A 24,385-nucleotide genomic window follows, 5' to 3' on the forward strand; every position below is an offset into this window, starting at 1 on the left:
CCATGCGCCCCAAAGATGAAATTATCCTCGCGTCTGGAACTTGTTCCACTATCCAAAGCCGAATCTCCTGACTGACATACTTCCATCCGTGTGGACTCAGGAGCACGTCGATGAGGCCTATTACCGCGCAGCCATTTTTTTCCAGATCCTGGATGATTGCCCTGCTGATTGGGCTGGCCTTTGTGGGCGTAGAATATGGCCTGCGGCTGGAAGTCGAAGGTTCGGACCCCGCCTATCCTAAGTCCTGGTTTGATTTGGCACTGCTGCTGTGTGCGTACCTGTTCATGTTCTGCCTCAAGCCTATCCAGAAAGCATTGCAGCGTCAGCTGTGCCGGCGGGCCGAAAATAAAACAGGCGGCTGACCAAGCGAACCAAGCCGAGACCGGATACGGACTCGGCTTTTTTGTGTCAGTCCACTGCGCTCTGCAGGTACAACAAGCCATCAGCGCTGCGATGCACCTGCAACTGTTCATACCCTTCAATCGATGGATGCTCCGTGGGCATGGGCTTGAGGTGCGTCGATGTTACGACCAGCACATCCGCACCCGCCGCCTTCCCCGCACGGATACCCACCGTCGCATCCTCAAACACCAGACAATCCTGCACCGGCACGCCCAGGCGTTGCGCACCCAGCTCATAACAGGCGGGGTTCGGTTTGCCGATGGCCACATCCTCGGCCGTTACCAACACCGCCGGTGGCGCGATACCCGCTGCCTGCAACCGACGCAATGCCAACGCCTTCGGCGCAGAGGTGACCAATGCCCACTGATCACCAGGCACGCTATTGAGAAACTCGACGGCACCGGGAATCGCCACGACGCCTTCCACATCGTTGATTTCAGCCTCGGTAATCCACTGCGCTTCAACTTGCGGGTCGACGCCGGGCAATGCCTGGCGCGTGATAGTGTCAATCGCCCGCGCACCATGAATGGTGGTCAGGAAGGCCGCCACGTCCAGCCCATGGCGTTCAGCCCAGATGCCCCACACTCGTTCGGCAGCGGCAATGGAGTTGAGCAGGGTTCCATCCATATCGAACAGGAAGGCGCGGTAAGGGCGGGCTGATACAGCTGAACCTCGGATAGACACTGCGGGGTTTCCTCGTAAGCTGAAACGAATAATCGGCCCGGTGCAATCTACGGATCACCTACTGGGTTGTAAACGCTGACGCCCAACAGCCAGCCAATCATTACGAATTTGTCATCATCCTGTTGGCTGGCTGTTTGAAGTACGGGGTTACCGTGAGCGCACTGACACGACTCAACTACCCAGTGCAGGCCATGGCCTGCGCCAGTGACAATTGATCGAGCTACACTGGCGCCACGTATTGAATCAAGGCATTTCACATGAACATCCTCGTTGTCGAAGACGAACCCAAGGCCGGTAATTACCTCCTCAACGGTCTGCAGGAACTGGGCTACTCCGTAAGCCTGGCACAGGACGGCGTGGACGGCCTGCACCAAGCACTGGAAACGCCGTTCGACGTGATCGTGCTGGATGTGATGATGCCGAAAATGGACGGCTGGGAAGTACTGCGCCGCCTGCGTAAAGACTCCGACACCCCAGTGCTTTTTCTGACAGCTCGCGACGATATTGCCGATCGCATCAAGGGCCTGGAGCTGGGTGCCGATGATTACCTGATCAAGCCCTTCTCTTTCGCCGAGCTGGTAGCACGCTTACGTACCCTGACCCGTCGCGGCCCGATCAGGGAAGAAGAACACCTGCAAATCGCAGATTTGCACATCGACGTACTGAAACGCCGCGTCACTCGCGCCGGTACACGCATCACCCTGACCAATAAGGAGTTCGCACTGTTGCACCTGTTCGCCACCCATCAGGACCAAGTGCTGTCGCGCTCGCTGATCGCCTCGCGGGTATGGGACATGAACTTCGACAGCGACACCAACGTGGTGGACGTGGCCGTACGGCGCCTGCGCCTGAAAATCGACGACCCGTTCACGCTCAAGTTGATCCACAGCGTGCGGGGCATTGGCTACCGTTTCGATACCCAACCATGACCCACCGTCGCCATTATTCCCTGACACTACGCCTGGCCCTGATCTTCGCCCTGCTCGCCTTTGCACTGCTCGCTACCGTCGGCGTGGCGCTGTACCGCGAGTTGGAGCGCGAGCTGATCCGCCGCGACGATGTGCAATTGATTTCCCGCGTGGATCAACTACGCAACCTGCTTAACGACAGCAATACACTGGACTTGATCAAGACCAAGCCGGAACTGTTCCAGAATATGTTGGGCAACCGCGAATCGGTGCTGAGCATCGCCGCACCCGGCCAAAAACCGCTGCTGCTGGTAAACCCCGCCAACATCGATCTGCCAGCAGTCGAGCCGGTCCCCAAAGGCCACATCCTCACGCTGAGCGATGTGCAGCATTTGCCGGGCGTAAATGGCGTGCCCTTTTCCACCTTGGCCGCATCCATAGACTCCGGCGACCTGGGGAGCCTGCAAGTCACCAGCGGGCGCCTGATGACCGAGCGTACCGCCATGCTCGCCAGCTATCGGTTGAGCGTGTACGTACTGGCGAGCATCGCCGCGATCTTCCTCGCACTGGTGGGCTACCTGCTGGTGCATCGCGGCCTGCTACCGTTACGTCGACTGGCCCGACACGCTCAAGGGATCGGCGTCGGCAACCTGGCCGAACGCATCGACAGCCAGGGAGTACCAAAAGAACTGCTGCCGATGATCGAGTCGTTCAACACCATGCTTGAGCGCCTGGCCAAGGGTTTTGCGCAACTGGGCCAAGTATCCACCGACATGGCCCACGAACTGCGCACGCCGATCAACAACCTGCTGGGGGAAACCCAGGTTGCCCTGCAACAGAACCGCAGCATCGAAAGTTATCAGCAGCTCTTGGCCTCCAATGTCGAAGAGCTTGAGCGCCTGGCGCGAATGCTCGACAACATGCTGTTCTTGGCCCGCACCGACCCGGCCAGCGCCCTGCGCCAGCGCCAGGCACTCAGCGCCACCGATGAAGTGGCCCGCATTGCCGATTACTTTGAAGGCTTGGCAGGCGATGCGGACATCAGCATTCGTGCCGAGGGTGAAGGCGTGATCTGGGCCGAACCGATGCTGCTGCGCAGGGCCCTGGCGAACCTGTGCGCCAACGCCATCAAATACGGCGAACCGGGTTCCGAGTTGTTGATCCAGGCGATTGCAGACGCCGAGGGCATCCACCTGCGAGTCAGCAACCAGGGGGAAACCATCCCTGCCGTGCATTTATCGCGACTGTTTGAGCGGTTCTATCGGGTGGATGAATCAAGGGAACGTTCGGCCCAGTCCAATGGCCTGGGCCTGTCGATTGTGGCGACCATCATGCAGTTGCATCACGGCCGGTACAGCGTCAGCAGCAAGGACGGCGTGACCTGTTTCGAACTGTTTTTCCCTGGCCGCGAGGCGTAAACAATCGCCTCTTGCCGCCACCGGCAAGCCGAAGTGTCATCCCTGGGGCGGCGTCAACTGACCTGACCGCCCACTTCCACCACGTCTACCGGCGTGTTCCACGCCGTAGCTACTGCGACGCGCAACCCATCGACCAAGCTCGACAGCGCCATCAATGGCTGGTTGGGAACGTGAATAAAACCACTGCGCACATCCGTGCCCGCAAGCACGTGCTGCAAACGGTAGAACACCTGATTGCAGACAAACGTGCCCGCCGTCTGGGACACCGCCGCGGCTATCCCCGCCCCACGCACCGCCTTGACCATGGCCTTGATCGGTAGCGTCGAAAAATAGGCCGCCGGGCCATCCACGACAACTGCCGTATCGATGGGCTGATACCCCAGGTTGTCGGGGATACGCGCGTCGTTGATATTGATCGCCACCCGCTCGATGGAAATCTCGCCGCGCCCCGGCGCCAGACCAGTGGCGATAACCATGACTGGACGCAGTTCATTGATCAGTTGCACCAGACACTCAGGGGCGGTGGTGAAGGCACAGGGCAGCCGACGCGCAACAATCTGCACATCCTCGGCGAGCTGCACGCCGTCCAATTGGCGTGCGGCCTCCCAGGACGGATTAACCGAATCTTGATCAAAGGGCTCAAAGCCCGTCAGCAGTACGGTACGCATACAAGACCTCACATCAACAGGTAGAGCAGCACAATATTGACCACCAGCATCATCAGCGCCGTCGGCAACTGGGCCTTGATCACTGCGTTCTTGTCCGGCAATTCCAGCAACGCCGCCGGCACGATGTTGAAGTTGGCGGCCATTGGCGTCATCAGGGTCCCGCAGTAACCGGAGAACATGCCGATGGCGGCCATCACTGCCGGGTTGCCGCCGTAAATGCCCACTAACACCGGCACACCGACGCCGCCAGTCATCACCGGGAAAGCGGCGAAGCCATTGCCCATGATCACCGTAAACAGTGCCATGCCCAACACATACACCATCACCGCGACCAACTTGAAATCCAGGTTGATGTAAGTGGTGGTGACGTGGGCGACAGCCGTGCCGACGCCCGCTTCATTGAACAGCAGCCCGAGCATCGCCAGCATCTGCGGCAACACCATGGCCCAGCCCAGGGCTTCGGTGAGGCGGCGTGATTCGCGCAAGGCCTGCACCGGCGTATCGCGGGTCAGCCAGCAGGCCAGGCCGAGAGCGATCAGACAGCCGATACCGAGAGACACGAAGGTGGTGTTTTTCGGATCCAGCAACGGTATACCGCCGATCTCGGTGTGCTTGAGCAATACCGAGCCGATTACCGTGGTCAGGGGAATGGCCAGCGCCGGTATAAACAGCTTGTGGCCCAGGCGGCCAGCACTGGCGCGCGAGGCCTTATCGTGCAGCTCGACATGAGTGCCACGGCCCACGCCGCCGAACCCTGCTATCAATGCCATCACCACCACACCCGCACCGATCACCACCGATGGCAGGCGCTCGCCCACCAGAAACGGTATGGCAAACAGCAGCCAGAACAAGGCGCTGGACCAGCGCTTGGGATGGGTTCGGTCCAACAGAATCATGCCTGCGGTGATCAGCAACAACACACCAGCCAGCCAGTAGAGGTATTGAATGGAAATAATCATTGGGAGGCCCCTGCCGGCGTGGCGACGGGAGTCATCTCACGCGTCAATCGTCGATCAAACCGATGCAAGCGGATCGCATGGATGATGAAGGCGCAGATCGCCGTCGGGATACCCCACACCGCGATGTGCAGCGGCTCGACATCAATCCCAGAGCCCAGCAGGAACGTGTGCATCAATGCAATGGCGCCAAACGCAACGAAAATGTCTTCGCCAAAAAACAGCCCGACGTTGTCCGTCGCCGCGCACATGGCCAGCACTTTATGCCGCAACTTGTCCGGCAGCTTGCCGTAGCGCTTTTCCGCCGCACCTTCGGCCATCGGTGCCAACAGCGGGCGCACCATCTGCGGGTGCCCGCCCAGACTGGTCAAGCCCATGGCGGCGGTGGATTCACGCACGAACAGATAGATGATCAGCAGACGCCCGACAGTGGCACGCTCAAACCGTGCAATCCAGTTTTGCGCATGCAAGCGCAAGCCATGGCGCTCCAGCAAGCCGATGACGGCCAGAGGCAACAACAGGATCAATTGCAGGGCACGGGTCTGAAGGAAGCCATCACCCATGGTGGCGAGGATTTTTTCCAGCGGGAAGTGGGCAGCAAGCCCGGTGGCAATAGCCGCAGCGGTGACCACCAACAGCGGATTGAAACGTAAAACAAAGCCAACCACGATCACAAGTACGCCGATCAACGGCCATAAGTTCACAACAGTTTGCATGGCGGAGAGGTCCTTAAGTGCGCGCTGCGGCGCCATTACAGCAGGATGTGAACAAAGGGTTCACAGCAGGAAGTGGCGTGCAGTCGGCTCGGTTTTTTTATTGTTGACCCGTCAGGGCGAGCGTCAGTGGCAGCAACTGTGCTGCCTGAAAGCGGAAGGTGTCCAACAAGAAAAATTGTTGCTGCGAACCAATAAATTTTGTCGGCGACTGGAGCCCACACCGTTAACAACCTGTAGACAGTCGGCGACAGATTCGCGCATCGTGGCGCCGCGTGCTTATGGCGCCTTCATTACAACTTTAAATATGGAACGGCTGAGACCGACGCCAAGCAGCCATCCCTCATCCAACAAGGGGAAATACCGGTGACCTCATCCACAGCCGACACCGGCCTCAGCACGCAAACCCACCTGATCGCCCTGGTGGTCGCCGTGACTTTTTTTATGGAGAACCTCGACGCCACGGTGATCGCCACCGCGCTGCCAACCATGGCCGCGGCATTCGGCGTGACGCCGGTCGACATGAACATTGGCATCACCGCCTACATTCTTGCCGTGGCGATCTTCATTCCGCTGTCCAGCTGGATCGCCGACCGCTACGGTGCACGCCGGGTATTTGCTGGCGCGATCATTGTTTTCACCCTCGCCTCGCTGCTCTGCGGGCTCAGCCAAAGCCTCGAAATGTTCGTATTTGCCCGCGTCCTGCAAGGCATCGGTGGCGCACTGATGGTGCCGGTCGGGCGTCTAGCGGTGCTGCGCAATACCGATAAAAAAGACTTGGTGAAGATGGTCGCAGTGATTACCTGGCCCGGCTTGGTGGCGCCGATTCTTGGGCCGCTGGCGGGTGGACTGATCGTGACTCATGCATCGTGGCCATGGATCTTCTACGTGAACCTTCCATTGGGCGCCCTGGCCTTGGTCGCGGCACTGTGGCTGGTACCGGAAGGCCGCGAGGCGGATGTGCGCAAGTTCGATACGAAGGGTTTTTTACTGCTGGCAGGCGCCTGCGTGGCCCTCTTGGGCGGGCTGGAATGGCTGGGCAACCAGGCAGGCGAAATGCTCATCCCGGGCGCAGCGCTGGTTGCGGCAGGTTTACTGCTGACGGTATGGGCCGTGCGCCATTGTCGGCACTACAGCGCTCCCCTGTTGCCGCTCGATACACTGTCCATCAACACCTTCCGCGTGAGCATCTACGGCGGCTCACTGTTTCGCCTTGCCATCAGCGCCCTGCCTTTCCTGCTGCCCCTGCTGTTTCAGGTGGCATTTGGCCTGTCGCCAGTGGACGCGGGGCTGTTGGTACTTGCGGTGTTTGCCGGCAACCTGGCGATGAAACCCTTCACCACCGCCATCATGCAACGCTACGGCTTTCGCAGAGTGTTGCTGGTCAATGGGGTAATCGGCGTGGTGTCCATAATGGCGTGCGCGCTGTTCACGGCACAGACGCCGTTTTCGCTGATTGCGGCCGTGTTGTTTGTGGGCGGGCTGTCACGTTCAATGCAGTTCACTTGTTACAACTCGATTGGCTTCGCAGATGTGCCCAAAGCACGCATGAGCGAAGCGTCGGCGTTGTTCAGCCTGTCATTCCAACTGGCAATGGGCATGGGCGTGACAGTGGCTGCGCTGTTGTTGCGCGCATCCATGACCGTGCAAGGCCATGAGGTTCAGGCGCAGGCGGGGGATTTCCACGTGGCGTTCATCGGGGTGGCGTTGCTGGGGGTGTGGGCGCTGGTGGATGTGTATCGATTGCCCAAGGGTGCAGGAGAAAGTGTGCTGAACCGCGGATAAAAACGGCGGTTCAACACACTTTTCTGCGATCAGGCGGTGGTGCTGACCATCGAGCCGGACGCGCTGCCCCCCTCATCCGTGACGGCCTGCAATAGCGCCGAAGTTGCCGTCTGCAATGCGGCAGCAGTGCCTGCAATTTGCGTTTGAGCCGCGGCTATAGCGGCAGCCTTGGCGTCTGCACTCTGGCTACTGGACTGAGCCTTCTGAAGGGCCTGCTGCTGTTCTTGAAGCTGCTGCTGCAACTGCTCGATCTGTTTTTTCAACTCTTTGACCCGATCGGACTCCTGCGAGCTCGATGAGGCCTGGCCGCCGCCCGCGCCGGCCGCACCTTTAGTCTCAGCGCTCGCGCCAGCGGAGGAACTGCTGGCGGTACGTGTACTTTCGGTGGTGGCGGTATCCGTCGACGTGACAGTACTTGGAGTGCTTGCTACGGAAACGGTAGTGCTAATGTTGATAAGCATGCCAAATATCCGACGTTCAGAGATTTGAGAATGCATCGGCCTGCCAGGCAATTACTTTAGACAAGCCTTGCACGTTTAGTCGCAGCAGCAAAAAAAAGCCCAACACAATGTTGGGCTTTTACTGGTCACGCCAATGCGATCACTGGCGAGGAATCCGAACAAGGATCTGCTTGCCCTTTTCCTCGATGGTGATGTCGATCTCATTTCCGTTATCGAGCAAGGCGCTCGCACGATAGAGACCACTTTTAATCTCGTCGTCAATCGTCACGGCAACGCACGATGACGTTTGGTAAAACTGCTTATGAATGATGTCGGTGACAATTGGGCATGCCGCTTCTTCGATAGCGGACTGGCCACCGAACATTCCCAGCACGACCGATACAACGAACGCCGCCACCCAACCGTAAAAATAGTGCTTTTCCTGCTTCAAAAGCGCCGCTCGCTTCCAAAGATAAACAGGAACAATCAACGCCCACCAGCTTTGTGGCGCGGCATGACCGGCTGCTTTCAAACGCTTTTCGTCGACAACACACAGGGCTACGTTGAAGATCACAAAAACCCACCAAATACTCATACCGGAAAAGTATTCGATCAACCCACCCGCCAACTGGACGCCCGCCAACGCCCATACAAATCGGTTGTCTATTTCTGTTGCTGCAAGAGGTGGTGGGCCCGAGGGGCGTGGAATGCTTTGGGCCAAGTCAGTGTCTTTCAACGCGACCCAATCGCCCTCGCCCGGCCATACTTTTGTTTGCGCGCTGATAGTGTTCGAACTCAAGAAACCTTGCATTTGCTCAAACGTAAAAGGTCCCTGTCGCGAACCGCTCAGCGCGTAATACCACTCTACACCCGACATGTTGCTTCTCCCTGTTTTAACATCACCCACCCAAAAAGATGGCACTACGACAGTATCGACACCCCGTCAAAGATCTTGAGATTTCAGCTGTAGAAAGTGAACGCGCAAGGGCTGGCATTGCAAAAAAGGAATCCAAGCCCGAACTGGCTGGATTGGCACGGATGAGGGAATGAAGAAGACCATCTAGTGAGAGGCAGGCAACGAAATGATACTTTTCAAATCGCAGACAACAAAAAAGGGCCCACCTTTCGGTGAGCCCTTCTAGACCGCCCAGCAGAGCGGATTTTGTTTGGTAGGCGCGATTGGACTCGAACCAACGACCCCCACCATGTCAAGGTGGTGCTCTAACCAACTGAGCTACGTGCCTGCTGTGAGGCGGCATTCTACGGAATTCCGGAGGGGTGTCAACATCTTTTTTGCAGCTAAGCCTATGAATATGCGAATTTTTTATTTGCGACCAACCTACCTGCATTTTTTAGGTGGCTGGCAGGCAATTTTCAACTCAGGTAGGATCGGCGCACTCGTAAAAAATATAAAACAGAGGTTCCAGGATGGCGAACACCCCCTACCCACAGTCGTATTACGCCGCTTCCGCGAATGCCGTTCCGCCGCGCCCGATGCTGCAGGGTGAAGTCGAAACCGATGTGTGCGTCATTGGTGCCGGCTATACCGGACTCTCAAGTGCGCTGTTTCTCCTAGAGAACGGCTTTCGCGTGACGGTGCTTGAAGCTGCCAAGGTAGGCTTTGGCGCGTCGGGCCGCAATGGCGGGCAGATCGTCAACAGCTACAGCCGCGACATCGATGTGATCGAGCGCAGCGTAGGTCCTCAGCAAGCTCAGTTGCTGGGGCAGATGGCGTTCGAGGGCGGCAGGATCATTCGCGAGCGGGTAGCCAAGTACCAGATCCAGTGCGACTTGAAGGACGGCGGCGTGTTCGCCGCACTCAACAGCAAGCACATGGGCCACTTGGAATCGCAGAAGCGCCTGTGGGAGCGCTACGGCCATACTCAGCTGGAGTTGCTGGACGAGCGTCGCATCCGTGAGGTGGTGGCCTGTGACAACTACGTAGGCGGCCTGTTGGACATGAGCGGGGGCCACATCCATCCGCTCAACCTGGCACTCGGCGAAGCCGCGGCCGTAGAATCCCTGGGCGGCACGATCTACGAGCAATCGGCGGCAGTGCGTATCGAGCGTGGCGCCAATCCGGTCGTGCACACAGCCCAGGGCAAGGTCAGGGCCAAGTTCATCATCGTCGCGGGTAATGCCTATCTGGGCAACCTGGTACCGGAGCTTGCAGCCAAGTCGATGCCCTGCGGTACGCAAGTGATCACCACTGCACCGCTGGGGGATGAATTGGCCAAGACCCTTCTGCCGCAGGATTACTGCGTAGAGGACTGCAATTACCTCCTCGACTACTACCGCCTCACCAGCGACAAACGCCTGATCTTCGGCGGCGGCGTGGTATATGGCGCGCGCGACCCGGCGAATATCGAAGCGATCATCCGCCCAAAGATGCTTAAGGCCTTCCCGCAACTCAAGGATGTGAAGATCGACTACGCCTGGACCGGCAACTTCCTGCTGACCCTGTCGCGCTTGCCGCAGGTGGGGCGCCTTGGCGACAACATCTACTACTCACAGGGCTGCAGCGGCCATGGCGTGACGTACACCCACTTGGCGGGCAAGGTACTGGCGGAGGCATTGAGAGGCCAGGCAGAGCGTTTTGATGCGTTTGCCGACCTGCCGCATTACCCGTTCCCGGGCGGGCAACTGTTGCGCACGCCGTTTGCGGCGCTGGGGGCGTGGTACTACGGCTTGCGCGACAAACTGGGATTCTAACAATGCCGCAGGAGCCGGCTCGCCGGCTCGCCGGCTCTAGCAACACACCACCAAATCGCAGACACAAAAAACCCCGGTCTTTCGACCAGGGTCTTTGCTATCGGATCAAAGTAGCCAAAGGCTTACTTTGTGCTTCAAGGCGTTCAGTGGGCCTTGAGGCAGATATGGCGCAGCGGACGGGACTCGAACCCGCGACCCCCGGCGTGACAGGCCGGTATTCTAACCGACTGAACTACCGCTGCGTATCGCTTGATCAGTTGAGCAAAACACCTCAACTGTCTTTAAACATCTGATCAATCAGCCTTGGCTGTTCAATCTCAAGCCGGACAAGTCAGACCTGGAAAATATGGCGCAGCGGACGGGACTCGAACCCGCGACCCCCGGCGTGACAGGCCGGTATTCTAACCGACTGAACTACCGCTGCGCGTCGGTGCAACTTTTAACGTTGCGTTTTACCCGAAGGTAAAACTCTCAAGAAGTGGTGGGTGATGACGGGATCGAACCGCCGACCCTCTGCTTGTAAGGCAGATGCTCTCCCAGCTGAGCTAATCACCCTTTGCTTCGTTGAGGCCGCGAAATTTACGCAGGTAGCGGACCTAAGTCAATAGCCTGCTTGAAGTTTTTCTGAAAAAGACAAAATTGCTTCAAGACCCACTACTCGCTGTAGATCATCTTCTTGCTCATACCACCGTCCACCACGAACTCCTGGCCAGTGACAAACCCGGCCTGGCGCGACAGCAGCCACGCCACCATTGCCGCCACATCCTCCACTACCCCCACCCTGCCCGCCGGATGCTGGGCATGATCGGCGTCAGTCAACGGCTCGGCACGGCGCGCAGCGGGGTCACGGGCATCGATCCAGCCAGGGCTGACCGCATTCACCCGCACTTCCGGCCCAAGACTCATTGCCAAGGCATGAGTCAAGGCCAGCAGGCCGCCCTTGCTCGCCGCGTAAGCCTCGGTATCGGGTTCCGATTGACGGGCCCGAGTCGACGCCAGGTTGACGATGGACCCGCCGTGAGCACGCAGGTAAGGCGCACAGTGCTTGGCCAGCAACATCGGCCCGCTTAGGTTCACCGCCAGCACGCGGTTCCAGTAAGCCAGGTCCAGGCTTTCCAGGGTGATATTGCGCGGGTCGGCCACCGCCGCATTACACACCAACGCGTCCAGGCGGCCGAATTGCCCGAGCACTTCAGCAACCCCTTGGGCAACCTGCTTCTCGTCAGCCACGTCCATGGTGATAAACCAAGCGTTCTCGCCCAGCACCTTAGACACCTTGGAGCCGCGCTCGCGATCCAGGTCGGTCAATACCACTTGCCAACCTTCGCTGATCAGCCACGCGGCAATCCCGAGGCCAATACCTCGCGCCGCGCCAGTCACCAGTGCGACGCGCCCATTACTGGCCGCTGCAGCCTCCATGGACCATTCGATCACAAGGCAGCCAGCCCGCGGGCCAGGTCTGCCTGCAAGTCGGCCACGTCTTCCAGGCCTACCGCGATGCGGATCAGGCTGTCCCGAATGCCGGCCGCTTCACGCTCCTGCGGCGCCAGGCGCCCGTGGGAGGTGGTGCTCGGATGGGTAATGGTGGTTTTGCTATCCCCCAGGTTGGCCGTGATGGAGATCAGACGCGTCGCGTCGATAAAGCGCCAGGCGCCCTCTTTGCCACCCTTCACCTCAAAGCTCACCACGGCACCGAAACCACGCTGCTGGCGCTGGGCCAACTCGTGTTGCGGATGGCTCTTGAGGCCGGCGTAGTGCACTTTCTCGATACCGTCCTGCTGCTCCAGCCACTCGGCCAGAGCCTGAGCGTTGGCGCAATGAGCTTTCATGCGCAGGCTGAGGGTTTCCAGGCCTTTGAGGAAGATCCATGCGTTGAACGGGCTCAGGGTTGGGCCGGCAGTACGCAAGAAACCCACCACTTCCTTCATCTGCTCGCCGCGACCGGCGACCACGCCACCCATGCAACGACCCTGGCCGTCGATGAACTTGGTAGCCGAGTGCACGACGATGTCCGCGCCCAGCTTGAGCGGCTGCTGCAAGGCCGGCGTGCAGAAGCAGTTGTCGACTATCAGCATCGCGCCCTTGGCGTGAGCCACTTCGGACAGCGCGGCGATATCCACCAACTCGGCCAGCGGATTGGACGGGGACTCGACGAACAGCAACTTGGTGTTGGCCTTGATTGCAGCGTCCCAGCCGGACAAATCTGCCAGGGGCACATAGTCCACTTCGATACCGAAGCGCTTGAAGTACTTCTCGAACAGGCTGATGGTCGAACCAAACACACTGCGCGACACCAACACGTGGTCACCAGCGCTGCACAGACTCATCACCACCGACAGGATGGCCGCCATGCCGGTGGCCGTGGCCACCGCTTGCTCAGCGCCTTCCAGGGCCGCAATGCGCTCTTCGAACGCGCGCACGGTCGGGTTGGTGTAGCGGGAATACACATTGCCTGGCACTTCGCCCGCAAACCGCGCAGCCGCATCGGCGGCAGTGCGGAACACGTAGCTGGAGGTGAAGAACATCGGATCACCGTGTTCGCCCTCTGGCGTACGGTGCTGGCCAGCGCGCACAGCCAGGGTATCGAAAGCTACGCCGTCGAGGTCGCTGTCCAACCGACCGGCATCCCATTCCTGACTCATGCTGCGACTCCTTACTCAATTCTTTATTTAAGATACAAAACCGGCCCCTCAGGGCCGGTGTTTACTCAGTTGTTGTACAGATCGATGATCGCGCTCACCGCCTGGGTCTTGATCTTCGACGAGTCGTTACGCGCCTGTTCGATCTTGTTCAGATAAGCCTCGTCGACGTCACCGGTCACGTACTTGCCGTCGAACACAGCGCAATCGAACTGGTCGATCTTGATCTTGCCACCGCCGACAGCCTCGATCAGGTCCGGCAGATCCTGGTAGATCAGCCAATCGGCGCCGATCAGGTCGGCCACGTCCTGGGTCGTGCGGTTGTGTGCGATCAATTCGTGAGCGCTCGGCATGTCGATACCGTACACGTTCGGGTAACGCACGGCAGGCGCTGCGGAACAGAAATACACGTTCTTAGCACCGGCTTCGCGGGCCATCTGGATGATCTGCTTGCAGGTGGTGCCGCGCACGATGGAGTCATCCACCAACATCACGTTCTTGCCGCGAAATTCCAGCTCGATGGCGTTGAGCTTCTGGCGTACCGACTTCTTGCGCGCTGCCTGGCCCGGCATGATGAAGGTACGGCCGATGTAGCGGTTCTTCACGAAGCCTTCGCGGAACTTGACGCCCAAATGGTTCGCCAACTCCAGCGCCGCAGTACGACTGGTATCCGGGATCGGGATCACAACGTCGATGTCGTGTTCAGGACGCTCACGCAGGATCTTGTCGGCCAGTTTCTCGCCCATGCGCAGGCGTGCCTTGTATACCGAAACGCCGTCGATGATCGAATCCGGACGCGCCAAGTAGACGTGCTCGAAGATGCACGGGGTGAGTTTCGGCGCTACGGCGCACTGACGGGTGTGCAACTTGCCGTCTTCGGTGATGTACACCGCTTCGCCCGGCGCGAGGTCGCGGATCAGGGTGAAGCCCAGCACGTCGAGGGACACGCTTTCGGACGCGATCATGTACTCGACGCCTTCGTCGGTGTGACGCTGGCCGAACACGATTGGGCGAATACCGTGCGGGTCACGGAAACCAACGATGCCGTATCCGGTGATCATCGCCACGACGGCATAACCGCCGACGCAGCGGTTATGCACGTCGATCACGGCGGCGAACACGTCTTCTTCGGTGGGCTGCAGCTTGCCGCGCTGGGCCAGCTCGTGGGCAAACACGTTGAGCAGCACTTCCGAATCGGAGCTGGTGTTGACGTGGCGCAGGTCAGACTCGTAAATCTCTTTGGCCAGTTGCTCAACGTTGGTCAGGTTACCGTTGTGCGCCAGGGTGATGCCATAAGGCGAGTTGACGTAAAACGGTTGAGCCTCAGCCGAGGTCGAGCTACCAGCAGTCGGGTAACGCACATGGCCAATGCCCATGTGTCCGACCAGGCGCTGCATGTGACGCTGATGAAACACGTCACGTACCAGCCCATTATCCTTGCGCAGGAATAACCGGCCGTCGTGGCTGGTCACAATACCGGCAGCATCCTGGCCGCGGTGCTGGAGGACGGTTAGCGCGTCATACAGCGCCTGATTGACGTTCGACTTACCGACGATACCGACGATGCCACACATGCGACGCAACCCCTACTTAATGAATCTTGACTGAACACAGCTTACTGAGGCGTTTTGGCCGGTAAGAGGTGTTCCTTGAACGGAAGATCAGCGGGTACGCTGATCCCGCTGGCCAGCCACTGACTGCTCCACCCCAAGATGAGGTTCTTGGACCAATCTGCAACTAATAGAAATTTTGGCACGAGTACCGACTCCTGCCACCACGAATCCTGCTGTACCGGCCCCAGGCTCAACAGCCCGACCGCCACGACCACCAGCAACGCGCCACGCGCGGCACCAAAGGCCATGCCGAGAAATCGATCGGTCCCGGAGAGGCCGGTGACACGTATCAATTCGCCAATAAGATAGTTGACCATTGCTCCCACCAGCAGCGTGGCGATGAACATGATGGCGCAGCCCGCGATGACGCGAGCCGAGGGTGTCTCTATGTATCCGGCCAGGTAGACCGACAGTGAACCACCGAACATCCAGGCTACGACTCCTGCGATGATCCAGGTCAGCAACGACAGTGCTTCTTTTACGAAGCCGCGGCTTAGACTGATCAAAGCGGAGATGGCGACGATTGCAACAATCGCCCAATCAACCCAGGTAAATGGCACGTTTGAGCCTACGGACAGATAAGGCGGCGCATTTTAGCAGAGCGCCGGGCTATCGGTAAGCTGTGATTGCAGCTGCTTTGCAAATCAATAGTTTGTGGCGAGCCAGCACCATTTCAACCCATTGAAAAACCAATGTGGGAGAGGGCTTGCTCCCGATGGCGGTGGATCAGTCAATTCATCCGTTGACTGTCACACCGCCATCGAGAGCAAGCCCCCTCCCACATTTGATCGCATTCCAAGCCAAAATCGATACGAACTCAGCCGCGCTCAGGCTGGAAACGCGTAACGAACCCCTTCAGGTTTTGCTGGCGATCCAGCAAGTCACGCAGGCGGTCGGCCTCGGCACGCTCGATCAGCGGCCCGATAAACACGCGATTCTTGCCATCGGCACTGCGGATATAGGCGTTGTAACCCTGGCTGCGCAGCTTCTTCTGCAAGGCATCGGCACCTTCGCGATTGCCCAGGCTAGCCACCTGGATCGACCAACTGATCGGCAAACCGTTAGGATCGATACGGCTCTGACCCACGTCCGGCTTGCCCGGCGCGGCAGGTTGCGGCGCTACCGGCTTGGGCGCAGGCACCGGTGCGGCAGGCTTGGCGGCTACGACTGGAGCCGGAGCGGGCTTGACCACCGGCACGCTCGGCTGCACCGGCGTAGAGGGCGCCGCCATTTCCTCATCGGTCGGCACAGGCTCTTCCTCAGGCAAGGCCTGGGGCTCAGGGACCACAACCGGCTCAACCTGCACCTGCGGCAATGACGGTGCCTCGGGCGCAGCCGGGGCCTCGACGACCACTTGGCGCTGTTCGTCCTGACGGGAAAACAGCATCGGCAGGAAAATCACCGCCAATGCCACCAATACCAGGGCGCCGACCATTCGCTGCTTGTATGCGCTATCCAGTAATGCCATGTGCAGCTTCCTCCGTGGAGCGCCGGGCCAACCACTCAAGCGCCTCGGCAACACAATAAAATGATCCGAACAACAGAATCTCGTCCTCGGCCGTCGCTAACGCGCACTGCGCCTCAAGGGCAGCGGTCACGCTTGCATACGACGTCACGGGCGCACCAAGGTTCTGCAACGCAACTTTAAGCTCTGCGGCCGGACGACTGCGCGGGGTATCCAGCGGCGCCACCGCCCACGCCTGAACACTGCCCCGCAACGGTGCAATCACGCCGTCCAGATCCTTATCGGCAAGCAAGCCAAAGACGGCCAGACGACGCCCCACCGGCGGCGTAAGCGCCAGGCGCTGCGCCAGGTACTCGGCCGCATGAGGGTTATGACCTACATCCAGCAACAAGTTGAGGCGTTTGCCCTGCCACTCGAATGCGCGACGATCCAAGCGGCCCACCATTCGGGTTGCCAGCAAAGTCGCAGCAATCTGCTCGGCATGCCAAGGCAGATCCAGCAGCAGATAGGCTTGCAAGGCGAGCGCGGCGTTTTCCATCGGCAGGTTCAGCAGCGGCAGATCGCGCAGCTCTACAACTTGGCCACGGGCATCCCGCCCTTGCCACTGCCAGTGCTGCGCGCCGATTTCAAGATTAAATTCGCGGCCACGCAGGTAGAACGGGCAATCCAGCTCGCGCACCTTGTCCAGCAAGGGCTGCGGCGGATCCAGATCACCACACAGCGCGGGCTTGCCCTGGCGGAAAATTCCGGCCTTTTCGTAAGACACCGACTCGCGGGTATCCCCTAGGTAGTCAGCATGGTCAACACCAATACTGGTCACCAGCGCCAGGTCGGCATCCACCACGTTGACTGTGTCCAGACGCCCACCCAGACCGACTTCCAGAACCACCACATCCAACTGCGCACGCTCGAACAACCAGAACGCCGCGAGGGTGCCCATCTCGAAGTAAGTCAGGGAAGTCTCGCCCCGGCCGGCATCCAGTGCGGCGAAGGCTTCGCAGAGTTGCTCGTCAGTGGCCTCAAGGCCATTGAGTTGCACCCGCTCGTTGTAGCGCAGCAGGTGCGGTGAGCTGTACACGCCTACCTTCAGCCCTTGGGCTTGCAGCAGCGCGGCGACAAAGGCGCAGGTAGAGCCTTTGCCGTTGGTGCCGGTCACCGTGATCACACGCGATGCCGGACGGCCCAACCCGAGGCGGGCCGCTACCTGTTGCGAGCGCTCCAGGCCCATGTCGATGGCGGACGGATGCAACTGCTCAAGGTAGGCGAGCCACTCGCCCAGGGTACGTTGGGTCATAGGTTCGCAGGCACTGGCGGTACGACGATAGGCTCGACTTTAGGCGCGACGTACACAGGTGTCGGCAGGCCCATCATTTGCGCCAACAGGTTACCCAGACGTGGACGCAGTTCACCACGCGGGATGATCAAGTCGATTGCGCCGTGCTCCAGCAAAAACTCGCTGCGCTGGAAACCTTCCGGCAATTTCTCGCGAACGGTCTGCTCGATCACGCGCGGGCCGGCAAAGCCGATCAGGGCTTTGGGCTCGCCGACGATCACATCGCCCAGCATCGCCAGGCTGGCAGAAACACCACCGTAGACCGGGTCGGTCAGCACGGAGATGAACGGAATACCTTCTTCGCGCAGACGCGCCAGCACCGCTGAGGTCTTGGCCATTTGCATTAGAGAAATCAGGGCTTCCTGCATACGCGCACCACCGGAGGCGGCGAAGCAGATCATCGGGCAACGGTTTTCCAGGGCGTAGTTGGCGGCGCGCACGAAGCGCTCGCCGACGATGGCACCCATGGAGCCGCCCATGAAGGAGAACTCGAACGCCGAGACCACCACCGGCATACCCAGCAGCTTGCCGCTAACCGAAATCAGCGCGTCCTTCTCACCGGTCTGCTTTTGTGCAGCGGTCAGGCGGTCCTTGTACTTCTTGCCGTCGCGAAACTTCAGGCGATCCACTGGCTCCAGGTCAGCACCCAGCTCGTTACGGCCGTCAGCGTCCAGGAAGATGTCGATGCGGGCGCGGGCGCCGATACGCATGTGGTGGTTGCACTTTGGGCAAACGTCCAGGGTCTTTTCCAGCTCCGGACGGTACAGCACCGCGTCGCAGGAAGGGCACTTGTGCCACAGACCTTCAGGAACCGAGCTTTTTTTCACCTCGGAACGCATGATCGAAGGGATCAGTTTGTCTACTAACCAGTTGCTCATGCTTTCTTTCTCCAGTACCGGTGGCTTGAACACAGCCCCGCGTATGCCCTTGAGCTAAATTCATATGTGGCGATGACGCCGGCTGGACGGGGTCAGACGTTCGACCTGCCATTTCCAGCCTGCATCCTCAGCCTTCCAGACAACCTGCCAGCGCAGGGTTGCCACTTCATTTCCGGACCATCCTCAGACGGCACCGGGCTGTTTTACACAGTGGTAGTTATGGACGGCGGCAGACTGCCAGCCGTCACATCCCGCGCACAGCCTGCATAAATGCGCGAATCTTGTCGTGATCCTTGAGACCCTTGCCCTGCTCCACGCCACCGCTGACATCCACGGCGTAAGGGCGAACCTGCTCAATGGCTGCCGCAACGTTCGCGGGATTGAGCCCACCTGCCAGGATGATCGGCTTGCTTAATCCCTCAGGAATCAGCGACCAATCGAACGCTTCGCCGGTGCCACCGGGCACGCCTTCGACATACGTATCCAGCAAAATCCCGCGGGCGCCACCGTAGGCGGCACACGCGCTGGCGATATCGTCCCCAGACTTCACGCGCAGCGCCTTGATATACGGACGCTGATAGCTTTCACATTCGTCCGGGGTTTCGTCGCCATGAAACTGCAACATGTCCAGTTGCACGGCATCCAGGGTTTCATTGAGTTCACAACGACTGGCATTGACGAACAAACCCACGGTAGTCACGAACGGTGGCAATGCGGCAATAATCGCCCGCGCCTGCAACACATTCACCGCCCGCGGGCTCCTGGCATAAAACACGAAACCAATGGCGTCTGCGCCCGCCTCGACTGCCGCAAGCGCATCTTCTATGCGGGTAATCCCGCAAATCTTGCTGCGAACGACGGGCATATCGTAGAAACCTCAGGGTTGTACCGAGAAAGTCCCGGATGGTAACAAAAGCTTTTCCGGGCGTCAGCCGCCAAGTTCGCTGAATCCGGTAAGGAAGTGCGGCCCGATAAATCGCTGGGGCAGTTCGAACTCGTCGCGGTACTCCACATCCACCAGATATAGGCCAAATGGATGCGCAGTTACCCCGCCGGTACGGCGAACCCTGCTCTCCAGCACTTCCCTGGCCCATTCGACCGGGCGTTCGCCGGTACCGATAGTCATCAGCACGCCGGCGATATTGCGCACCATATGGTGCAAAAACGCGCCAGCGCGTATATCCAGCACGATCATCTTGCCGTGGCGGGTCACACGCAGGTGGTGGACTTCCTTGATCGGCGACTTGGCCTGGCACTGGCCGGCACGGAAGGCGCTGAAATCATGCACACCCACCAGATGCTGCGCGGCCTCGGCCATGCGCTCGGCATCCAGCGGACGGTGGTTCCAGGTGATTTCTTCGTTAAGGTGCGCTGGGCGGATCTGGTCGTTGTAGATCACGTAGCGGTAACGCCGCGCAATCGCCTTGAAGCGCGCATGAAAATGCGCTGGCATGACCTTGGCCCAGCTGACGCTGACGTCGTGGGGCAAATTGATGTTGGCGCCCATCACCCAAGCCTTCATCGTGCGCTCGGCCTGAGTATCGAAGTGGACCACTTGGCCACAGGCATGCACACCGGCGTCGGTACGTCCGGCGCACATCAGCGAAACGGGCGAATCGGCGACCTTGGACAGGGCCTTTTCCAGGGTTTCCTGTACCGTCAGCACGCCAGACGCCTGGCGCTGCCAGCCGCGATAGCGCGAACCTTTGTATTCCACGCCCAGGGCGATGCGGTAAAAGCCTGCGGCCGCCATTTCGGCGGCCGCGTTATCTATATTTGCCAAGAACTGAGAGCCTGATGAGTTGCGCAAAGGCGGCCATTATAAATGCGGCAGCCGTGTGACGGGCGCTTTTATTGGAGATTGACGCAGACCACATGCGAGAGGGGGCTTGCTCCCGATAGCGCCGTGTCAATCAGCACCTGCTGGGCTGATCCACTGCTATCGGGAGCAAGCCCCCTCCCACATCAGAGCGGTATCGACCTTCAGATTTTGCCGAGCATTTCCTTGGCTTCGCCGCGCTGGGACTCGTCGCCCTCGGTCAGTACTTCGGACAGGATGTCCCGAGCGCCGTCCGCATCGCCCATGTCGATATAGGCCTGGGCCAAGTCGAGCTTGGTAGCGACCTCGTCAGTGCCGGACAGGAAGTCGAACTCAGGCTCATCACCACCCAAGGCTGCGTCTTCAGCAGTGAAAGATGGCTCGATGGGTGGATGCTCAAGGCTCTGGGACAGGCGATCCAGCTCGGCGTTGACATCGTCCAGCTCCGATGCAAACGCGTCAGGCTTGACGACTGCGTCCGGCTCATCGGCAAGGGACAGATCAAAATCTTCCGGCAGGTCGAAGTCATCCACGGGCGCAGGCGTCAGCGTAGGCGGCTCAACGGCAGGCACGTCGTTCATCTGATCTTCAAGGCCGGACAGGAAGTCATCATCGGACTGAGCTGACGTCGGCGCATCCAACTGCAGGCCCAAATCAAAGTCAGACAGGTCATCCGAGGCCGGCTTAGTGGCGGTTTGCTCTCGCAGCAGCGACTCGAATGTCTGCTGATCGTCCTTGATCTCGGCCGGTGAAGCAGCCTCCAGATCATCCAGGCTCAAATCAAAATCGGTGTCAAAAGCCTCTGGCTTGGGTGCTGCCGGTTTGTCTTCGAGCAAATCCTTGACGTACTGAGCATCCAGCGCAGCGGCAGCAACCGCCGCACTGACGCCTGCCGCCAACACCGCCATCGCCGGAAAGCGCGACTTCAGTTGCTCGACCTGGGCGTGGTTTTCACCATTGGCCACCAGTTGACGCTCCTGGGTCACGAAACCGTCTTTGTCACTTTGCAGGCCGTAGACCTCCATTAACTTCAAACGTAGGTCACTGCGCTTGGGCTCGTGCTTGATGGCTTGTTCGAGCACATCAGCGGCCTGGTTCAGATGACCACGGTCGATATGGGACTGGGCTTGCACCAGTGCGTCGTTGGCGTTTTGCGGCGCAACGGCAACGGCCAGCGGCGCGAGCACGGAGGCGACCGTCGGCACTACCACTGCAGGCTCAACCACTGGAGCGGGCGCCGGAGCGGCGGACAGCTTGACGTTCGGCGGCGGGACTTCAAGCCCCTCGAAACTATCCGAAGGAAGGTCGTGTTCGATATCAGAGGTAAATTGCGGCTCTTCGGCCAATGCACGCGCCATCCGCAGGTGTTTTTCCTCTTCGCGACGGGCATTGCGATGGCGCAGCCACAGCAGCAGGAGCAACAACACCACCAGGCCCGCCGCACCACCGATCACAGAGAGGACAACCGGGTTGGTCAGCAGGTCATTGAACTTGCCTTCGGGAGCGTCAGCTGCGGCAACCGGTGTAGCCGCTTCCGGTGCGGGAGCAGCTACCGGAACGGCCGGCGTTGGTGCTGGTGTTGCCGCCTGTTCGGCGGGGGTTGCCGGAGTGGCTGCCGGTTCGCTGGCCAACTGCGCGGGCATCGCCGCTGCAGTCGTTGCAGCCGTTGCCTGCGTCGCCGGGTCGCCTTTTTCCGCCTGCAAACGGGCCAACTGATCATTCTTCAATTGAATCAGTTTTTGCAGTTTATCCAGCTGGCTTTGCAGGTCAGCTGCACGGCTCTTGAGTTCGTCGTTATCGCGGCGAGTGGTATCCAGCTGTTCCTGGGTCATCGCCAGCTTGTCGCTCAGACCCTGGCTGTCGCCCGCCTTGCCCTTGCCGCCCTTCTTGGCCGCCTCGGCCGAAACCAGGCTCAAGTTGTCCTGGGCATTGGTGGTCGACGGCGCACTGCCCGCCTGGGTACGCTTGGTGGCGTCCAGTTGTTGCTTGCCGGCGGCCTGGTTGGCTGCCGTGCGACGCCCCTGGCGCCAGGCATCATTCTGCGCGCGAACTTCGGCAATCGCCTGGGGTTGCGGCAGTGCGGTGCTTTGGACAGTGTCCGGCAGGCGCAGCACCTGGCCGGTTTTCAAACGGTTGATATTGCCGTCGATAAAGGCGCCAGGGTTAAGCGCCTGAATCGCAAGCATGGTCTGCTGCACCGAACCGCCATTGCGGTGTTTCTCGGCGATTTCCCATAGGGTGTCGCGGGAGGTGGTGGTGTGCTGGGCCGGTTTGCTTGCGGCAGGCGCGGCGCTGGCAGGTGCGCCCAAGCGTGGGGCTGGCGCCACAGCGGCCGGTGTCGACCGGTCGAACTTGGACGGATCAAGCAATACGCTGTAGTCGCGCATCAAACGACCATTGGGCCATTGCACTTGCAGCAGAAAGCGAACGTAAGAGTCAGGCAGCGGCTTGCTGGAGGTGACACGCACCACGCTGCGACCGTTGGGGTTGATCACTGGGGTAAATGTCAGGTCATTGAGGAATGCCTGGCGATCGACGCCGGCATCCACAAACGCCTGCGAGGACGCCAGGCTAGGAGTGATCTCGGACGCGGTGAGGCCACCGACATCGAGCAATTCGATTTCCACCGACAGCGGCTGGTTCAACTTCGACTTGAGGGTCATTTCCCCCAGCTGCAGCGCCTGCGCCATACCGGAGGACAGCGCCGAGGCGGCCGCTATTGCTAACACCAGTTTGCGAACTTGAACCATAGCCTCATCCTTTGTTTGAACACTCCCCGGCCTGCGAGAAGGTTGGTAACCGCTTGCCATAAGGCATGGCGAGCCGATAGGTTACCGACACGCTTCTGTTGCACTTCGGGCCAAGCATAGCGCCTGGCTAGAATCAATCTACAAATTGCGGCCAAGTATCTTTTACGCAAGGCCTTTTATCAACAACTGCGCCAGTTGCACGGCGTTAAGTGCAGCGCCTTTGCGTACGTTATCTGACGTCAGCCACAGATTTAGTTCCGCCGGGTCATCCACACCGGCGCGAACCCTGCCGACATAGACCACGTCCTGGCCTACCGCATCACCAACGGCTGTTGGGTAATCCCCCTCCTCCACGAGTTCTATACCCGGCGCAGCGTCGAGCGCACGGTTGACCGCAGCAAGGTCGACCGGCGCAGCCAATTGCAACGACACCGTCAGGCTATCGCCAAAAAACACCGGAGCTTGAACGCAGGCCGCAGAAATCTTTAGTGACGGTAATTCAAGCACAGCACGCAGTTCGTGTACGAGACGCTTCTCAAGGGCTGTATGACCTTGGGCATCTGACGTGCCGACTTGTGCCAACAGGTTGAAGGCCATTTGCCGGTCGAAGAATTTCGGCTCCAGCGGGCGCACGTTTAGCAGCTCGGCGGTCTGACGGGCCAGTTCGCTGACGGCTTCACGTCCTTGAGCAGACACCGCCAGGTTAGCCGTGACGCTGACGCGCTGGATATCCAGCAGCCCACGCAACGGCGCCAGCAATACCGCCAGGTTGGTCGCGGACGGGCTCGGACTGCCGAGCTGGAACGGCTTTTTCAAGCTCTTCAGGACGTGGGCATTGGCCTCCGGCACGACCTGTGGCGCCTGTTCGGCGGGCAATGCACCGGACAGGTCGATCACCGAACAACCCGCCGCCGTGGCACGTGGGGCGAAGCTCAGGGTGACGGCTGGACCGGCGGCAAAGAACGCCAGTTGCACCTTGCTGAAATCGAATTCATCAACTTCCCTGACCCGCACGTTCTTGCCGCGAAACGGTACCGACGCACCGGCGGAATTATTGCCGGCCAACAAGTACAGGGTGCCGACCGGGAATGCCAACTCTTCGAGAATCTGCACCAGGGCTTCGCCAACAGTGCCGGTGGCGCCGATCACGGCAATTTCAAAGGTCTGGGTCATGGGGGCTGCCTCGGGCATTGCGGGGGGAG

22 protein-coding genes and 4 tRNA genes are annotated in these 24,385 nt (G+C 59.7%); 5 read left to right on the top strand and 21 right to left on the bottom strand.

Annotated features, from left to right (window positions below; translation table 11 throughout):
• Window positions 1-110: 110 nt before the first annotated feature.
• Entirely contained in the window at window positions 111-362 is a 252-nt protein-coding gene (locus LRO94_RS19020) for a hypothetical protein (protein ID WP_032886995.1), read from the top strand.
• Between the two features lie 46 nt (window positions 363-408).
• On the opposite strand, the gene LRO94_RS19025 is transcribed toward LRO94_RS19020, so the two are convergent.
• Complete coding sequence (locus tag LRO94_RS19025) at window positions 409-1,086, bottom strand: HAD family hydrolase (RefSeq protein WP_032886996.1); 678 nt, start codon at window positions 1,084-1,086, stop codon at window positions 409-411.
• A 257-nt stretch (window positions 1,087-1,343) separates the two neighbouring features.
• Here LRO94_RS19025 and LRO94_RS19030 point away from each other — a divergent pair, with 257 nt between their 5' ends.
• On the top strand, window positions 1,344-2,015 hold the full coding sequence (locus tag LRO94_RS19030; RefSeq protein ID WP_179178699.1) for a heavy metal response regulator transcription factor: 672 nt from the start codon (window positions 1,344-1,346) through the stop codon (window positions 2,013-2,015).
• On the top strand, window positions 2,012-3,412 hold the full coding sequence (locus tag LRO94_RS19035; protein ID WP_032886998.1) for a heavy metal sensor histidine kinase: 1,401 nt from the start codon (window positions 2,012-2,014) through the stop codon (window positions 3,410-3,412). Before LRO94_RS19030 ends, LRO94_RS19035 begins: the two co-directional genes overlap by 4 nt.
• 53 nt (window positions 3,413-3,465) lie before the next feature.
• Here LRO94_RS19035 and pcp read toward each other — a convergent pair whose 3' ends face one another.
• The 3 genes from pcp to LRO94_RS19050 are packed head-to-tail and all read right to left on the bottom strand — an operon-like array spanning window position 3,466 to window position 5,752.
• The gene (pcp, locus tag LRO94_RS19040) at window positions 3,466-4,080 is read right to left on the bottom strand and encodes a pyroglutamyl-peptidase I (RefSeq protein WP_032886999.1); all 615 of its coding nucleotides are present in this window, start codon (window positions 4,078-4,080) and stop codon (window positions 3,466-3,468) included.
• A gap of 8 nt (window positions 4,081-4,088) precedes the next feature.
• Window positions 4,089-5,039, bottom strand: a complete 951-nt coding sequence (locus LRO94_RS19045; RefSeq protein WP_032887000.1) for a DUF979 domain-containing protein — start codon at window positions 5,037-5,039, stop codon at window positions 4,089-4,091.
• On the bottom strand, window positions 5,036-5,752 hold the full coding sequence (locus LRO94_RS19050) for a DUF969 domain-containing protein (RefSeq protein ID WP_032887001.1): 717 nt from the start codon (window positions 5,750-5,752) through the stop codon (window positions 5,036-5,038). The genes LRO94_RS19045 and LRO94_RS19050 overlap by 4 nt, the downstream gene beginning before the upstream one ends.
• A 357-nt stretch (window positions 5,753-6,109) precedes the next feature.
• Between LRO94_RS19050 and LRO94_RS19055 the strand changes: the two genes are divergently transcribed.
• Window positions 6,110-7,534, top strand: a complete 1,425-nt coding sequence (locus LRO94_RS19055) for an MFS transporter (RefSeq protein ID WP_155989964.1) — start codon at window positions 6,110-6,112, stop codon at window positions 7,532-7,534.
• Window positions 7,535-7,563: 29 nt separating this feature from the next.
• Here LRO94_RS19055 and LRO94_RS19060 read toward each other — a convergent pair whose 3' ends face one another.
• The 3 genes from LRO94_RS19060 to LRO94_RS19070 all read right to left on the bottom strand — a co-directional run bounded on the left by LRO94_RS19060 (window position 7,564) and on the right by LRO94_RS19070 (window position 9,218).
• Complete coding sequence (locus LRO94_RS19060; protein WP_032887002.1) at window positions 7,564-7,995, bottom strand: hypothetical protein; 432 nt, start codon at window positions 7,993-7,995, stop codon at window positions 7,564-7,566.
• Window positions 7,996-8,134: 139 nt separating this feature from the next.
• Window positions 8,135-8,851: a DUF4339 domain-containing protein gene (locus LRO94_RS19065; protein ID WP_050442833.1), complete on the bottom strand. Its 717-nt coding sequence runs from the start codon at window positions 8,849-8,851 to the stop codon at window positions 8,135-8,137.
• Window positions 8,852-9,141: 290 nt separating this feature from the next.
• Window positions 9,142-9,218 (bottom strand) — tRNA-Val (locus tag LRO94_RS19070).
• Between the two features lie 184 nt (window positions 9,219-9,402).
• On the opposite strand from LRO94_RS19070, the gene LRO94_RS19075 reads away from it, so the two are divergent.
• The gene (locus LRO94_RS19075) at window positions 9,403-10,686 is read left to right on the top strand and encodes an NAD(P)/FAD-dependent oxidoreductase (RefSeq protein ID WP_032888253.1); all 1,284 of its coding nucleotides are present in this window, start codon (window positions 9,403-9,405) and stop codon (window positions 10,684-10,686) included.
• Between the two features lie 165 nt (window positions 10,687-10,851).
• Here LRO94_RS19075 and LRO94_RS19080 read toward each other — a convergent pair.
• The 14 genes from LRO94_RS19080 to LRO94_RS19145 all read right to left on the bottom strand — a co-directional run bounded on the left by LRO94_RS19080 (window position 10,852) and on the right by LRO94_RS19145 (window position 24,356).
• Window positions 10,852-10,928 (bottom strand) — tRNA-Asp (locus LRO94_RS19080).
• 105 nt (window positions 10,929-11,033) lie between these two features.
• Window positions 11,034-11,110, bottom strand: a tRNA-Asp gene (locus LRO94_RS19085).
• Between the two features lie 55 nt (window positions 11,111-11,165).
• Window positions 11,166-11,241 (bottom strand) — tRNA-Val (locus LRO94_RS19090).
• 99 nt (window positions 11,242-11,340) lie between these two features.
• On the bottom strand, window positions 11,341-12,105 hold the full coding sequence (locus LRO94_RS19095; RefSeq protein WP_032888256.1) for an SDR family oxidoreductase: 765 nt from the start codon (window positions 12,103-12,105) through the stop codon (window positions 11,341-11,343).
• 11 nt (window positions 12,106-12,116) lie between these two features.
• A complete protein-coding gene (locus LRO94_RS19100; protein WP_032888258.1) occupies window positions 12,117-13,328 on the bottom strand; it encodes an O-succinylhomoserine sulfhydrylase in 1,212 nt (403 codons plus the stop codon).
• A 65-nt stretch (window positions 13,329-13,393) separates the two neighbouring features.
• Window positions 13,394-14,899: an amidophosphoribosyltransferase gene (purF, locus tag LRO94_RS19105; protein ID WP_032888260.1), complete on the bottom strand. Its 1,506-nt coding sequence runs from the start codon at window positions 14,897-14,899 to the stop codon at window positions 13,394-13,396.
• A 41-nt stretch (window positions 14,900-14,940) separates the two neighbouring features.
• Window positions 14,941-15,498 (bottom strand): CvpA family protein, encoded by a 558-nt coding sequence (locus LRO94_RS19110; protein WP_003192538.1) that lies wholly within the window; start codon window positions 15,496-15,498, stop codon window positions 14,941-14,943.
• A gap of 257 nt (window positions 15,499-15,755) precedes the next feature.
• The gene (locus tag LRO94_RS19115) at window positions 15,756-16,406 is read right to left on the bottom strand and encodes an SPOR domain-containing protein (protein ID WP_122752901.1); all 651 of its coding nucleotides are present in this window, start codon (window positions 16,404-16,406) and stop codon (window positions 15,756-15,758) included.
• Window positions 16,390-17,697, bottom strand: coding sequence for a bifunctional tetrahydrofolate synthase/dihydrofolate synthase (gene folC / locus LRO94_RS19120; RefSeq protein WP_179178698.1), 1,308 nt, complete (start codon window positions 17,695-17,697; stop codon window positions 16,390-16,392). Before folC ends, LRO94_RS19115 begins: the two co-directional genes overlap by 17 nt.
• A complete protein-coding gene (gene accD, locus LRO94_RS19125) occupies window positions 17,694-18,614 on the bottom strand; it encodes an acetyl-CoA carboxylase, carboxyltransferase subunit beta (RefSeq protein WP_032888267.1) in 921 nt (306 codons plus the stop codon). The genes folC and accD overlap by 4 nt, the downstream gene beginning before the upstream one ends.
• A 244-nt stretch (window positions 18,615-18,858) precedes the next feature.
• Window positions 18,859-19,479, bottom strand: a complete 621-nt coding sequence (locus LRO94_RS19130; RefSeq protein WP_099603136.1) for a phosphoribosylanthranilate isomerase — start codon at window positions 19,477-19,479, stop codon at window positions 18,859-18,861.
• Window positions 19,480-19,542: 63 nt separating this feature from the next.
• Window positions 19,543-20,367 (bottom strand): tRNA pseudouridine(38-40) synthase TruA, encoded by an 825-nt coding sequence (gene truA / locus LRO94_RS19135; protein WP_053128844.1) that lies wholly within the window; start codon window positions 20,365-20,367, stop codon window positions 19,543-19,545.
• Between the two features lie 230 nt (window positions 20,368-20,597).
• Window positions 20,598-23,183 (bottom strand): FimV family protein, encoded by a 2,586-nt coding sequence (locus tag LRO94_RS19140; protein ID WP_179178697.1) that lies wholly within the window; start codon window positions 23,181-23,183, stop codon window positions 20,598-20,600.
• Window positions 23,184-23,345: 162 nt separating this feature from the next.
• Window positions 23,346-24,356, bottom strand: coding sequence for an aspartate-semialdehyde dehydrogenase (locus LRO94_RS19145; protein ID WP_179178696.1), 1,011 nt, complete (start codon window positions 24,354-24,356; stop codon window positions 23,346-23,348).
• Window positions 24,357-24,385 lie beyond the last annotated feature (29 nt).

This window comes from Pseudomonas sivasensis, from assembly GCF_021391435.1.
GTDB classification, from domain to species: domain Bacteria; phylum Pseudomonadota; class Gammaproteobacteria; order Pseudomonadales; family Pseudomonadaceae; genus Aquipseudomonas; species Aquipseudomonas sivasensis.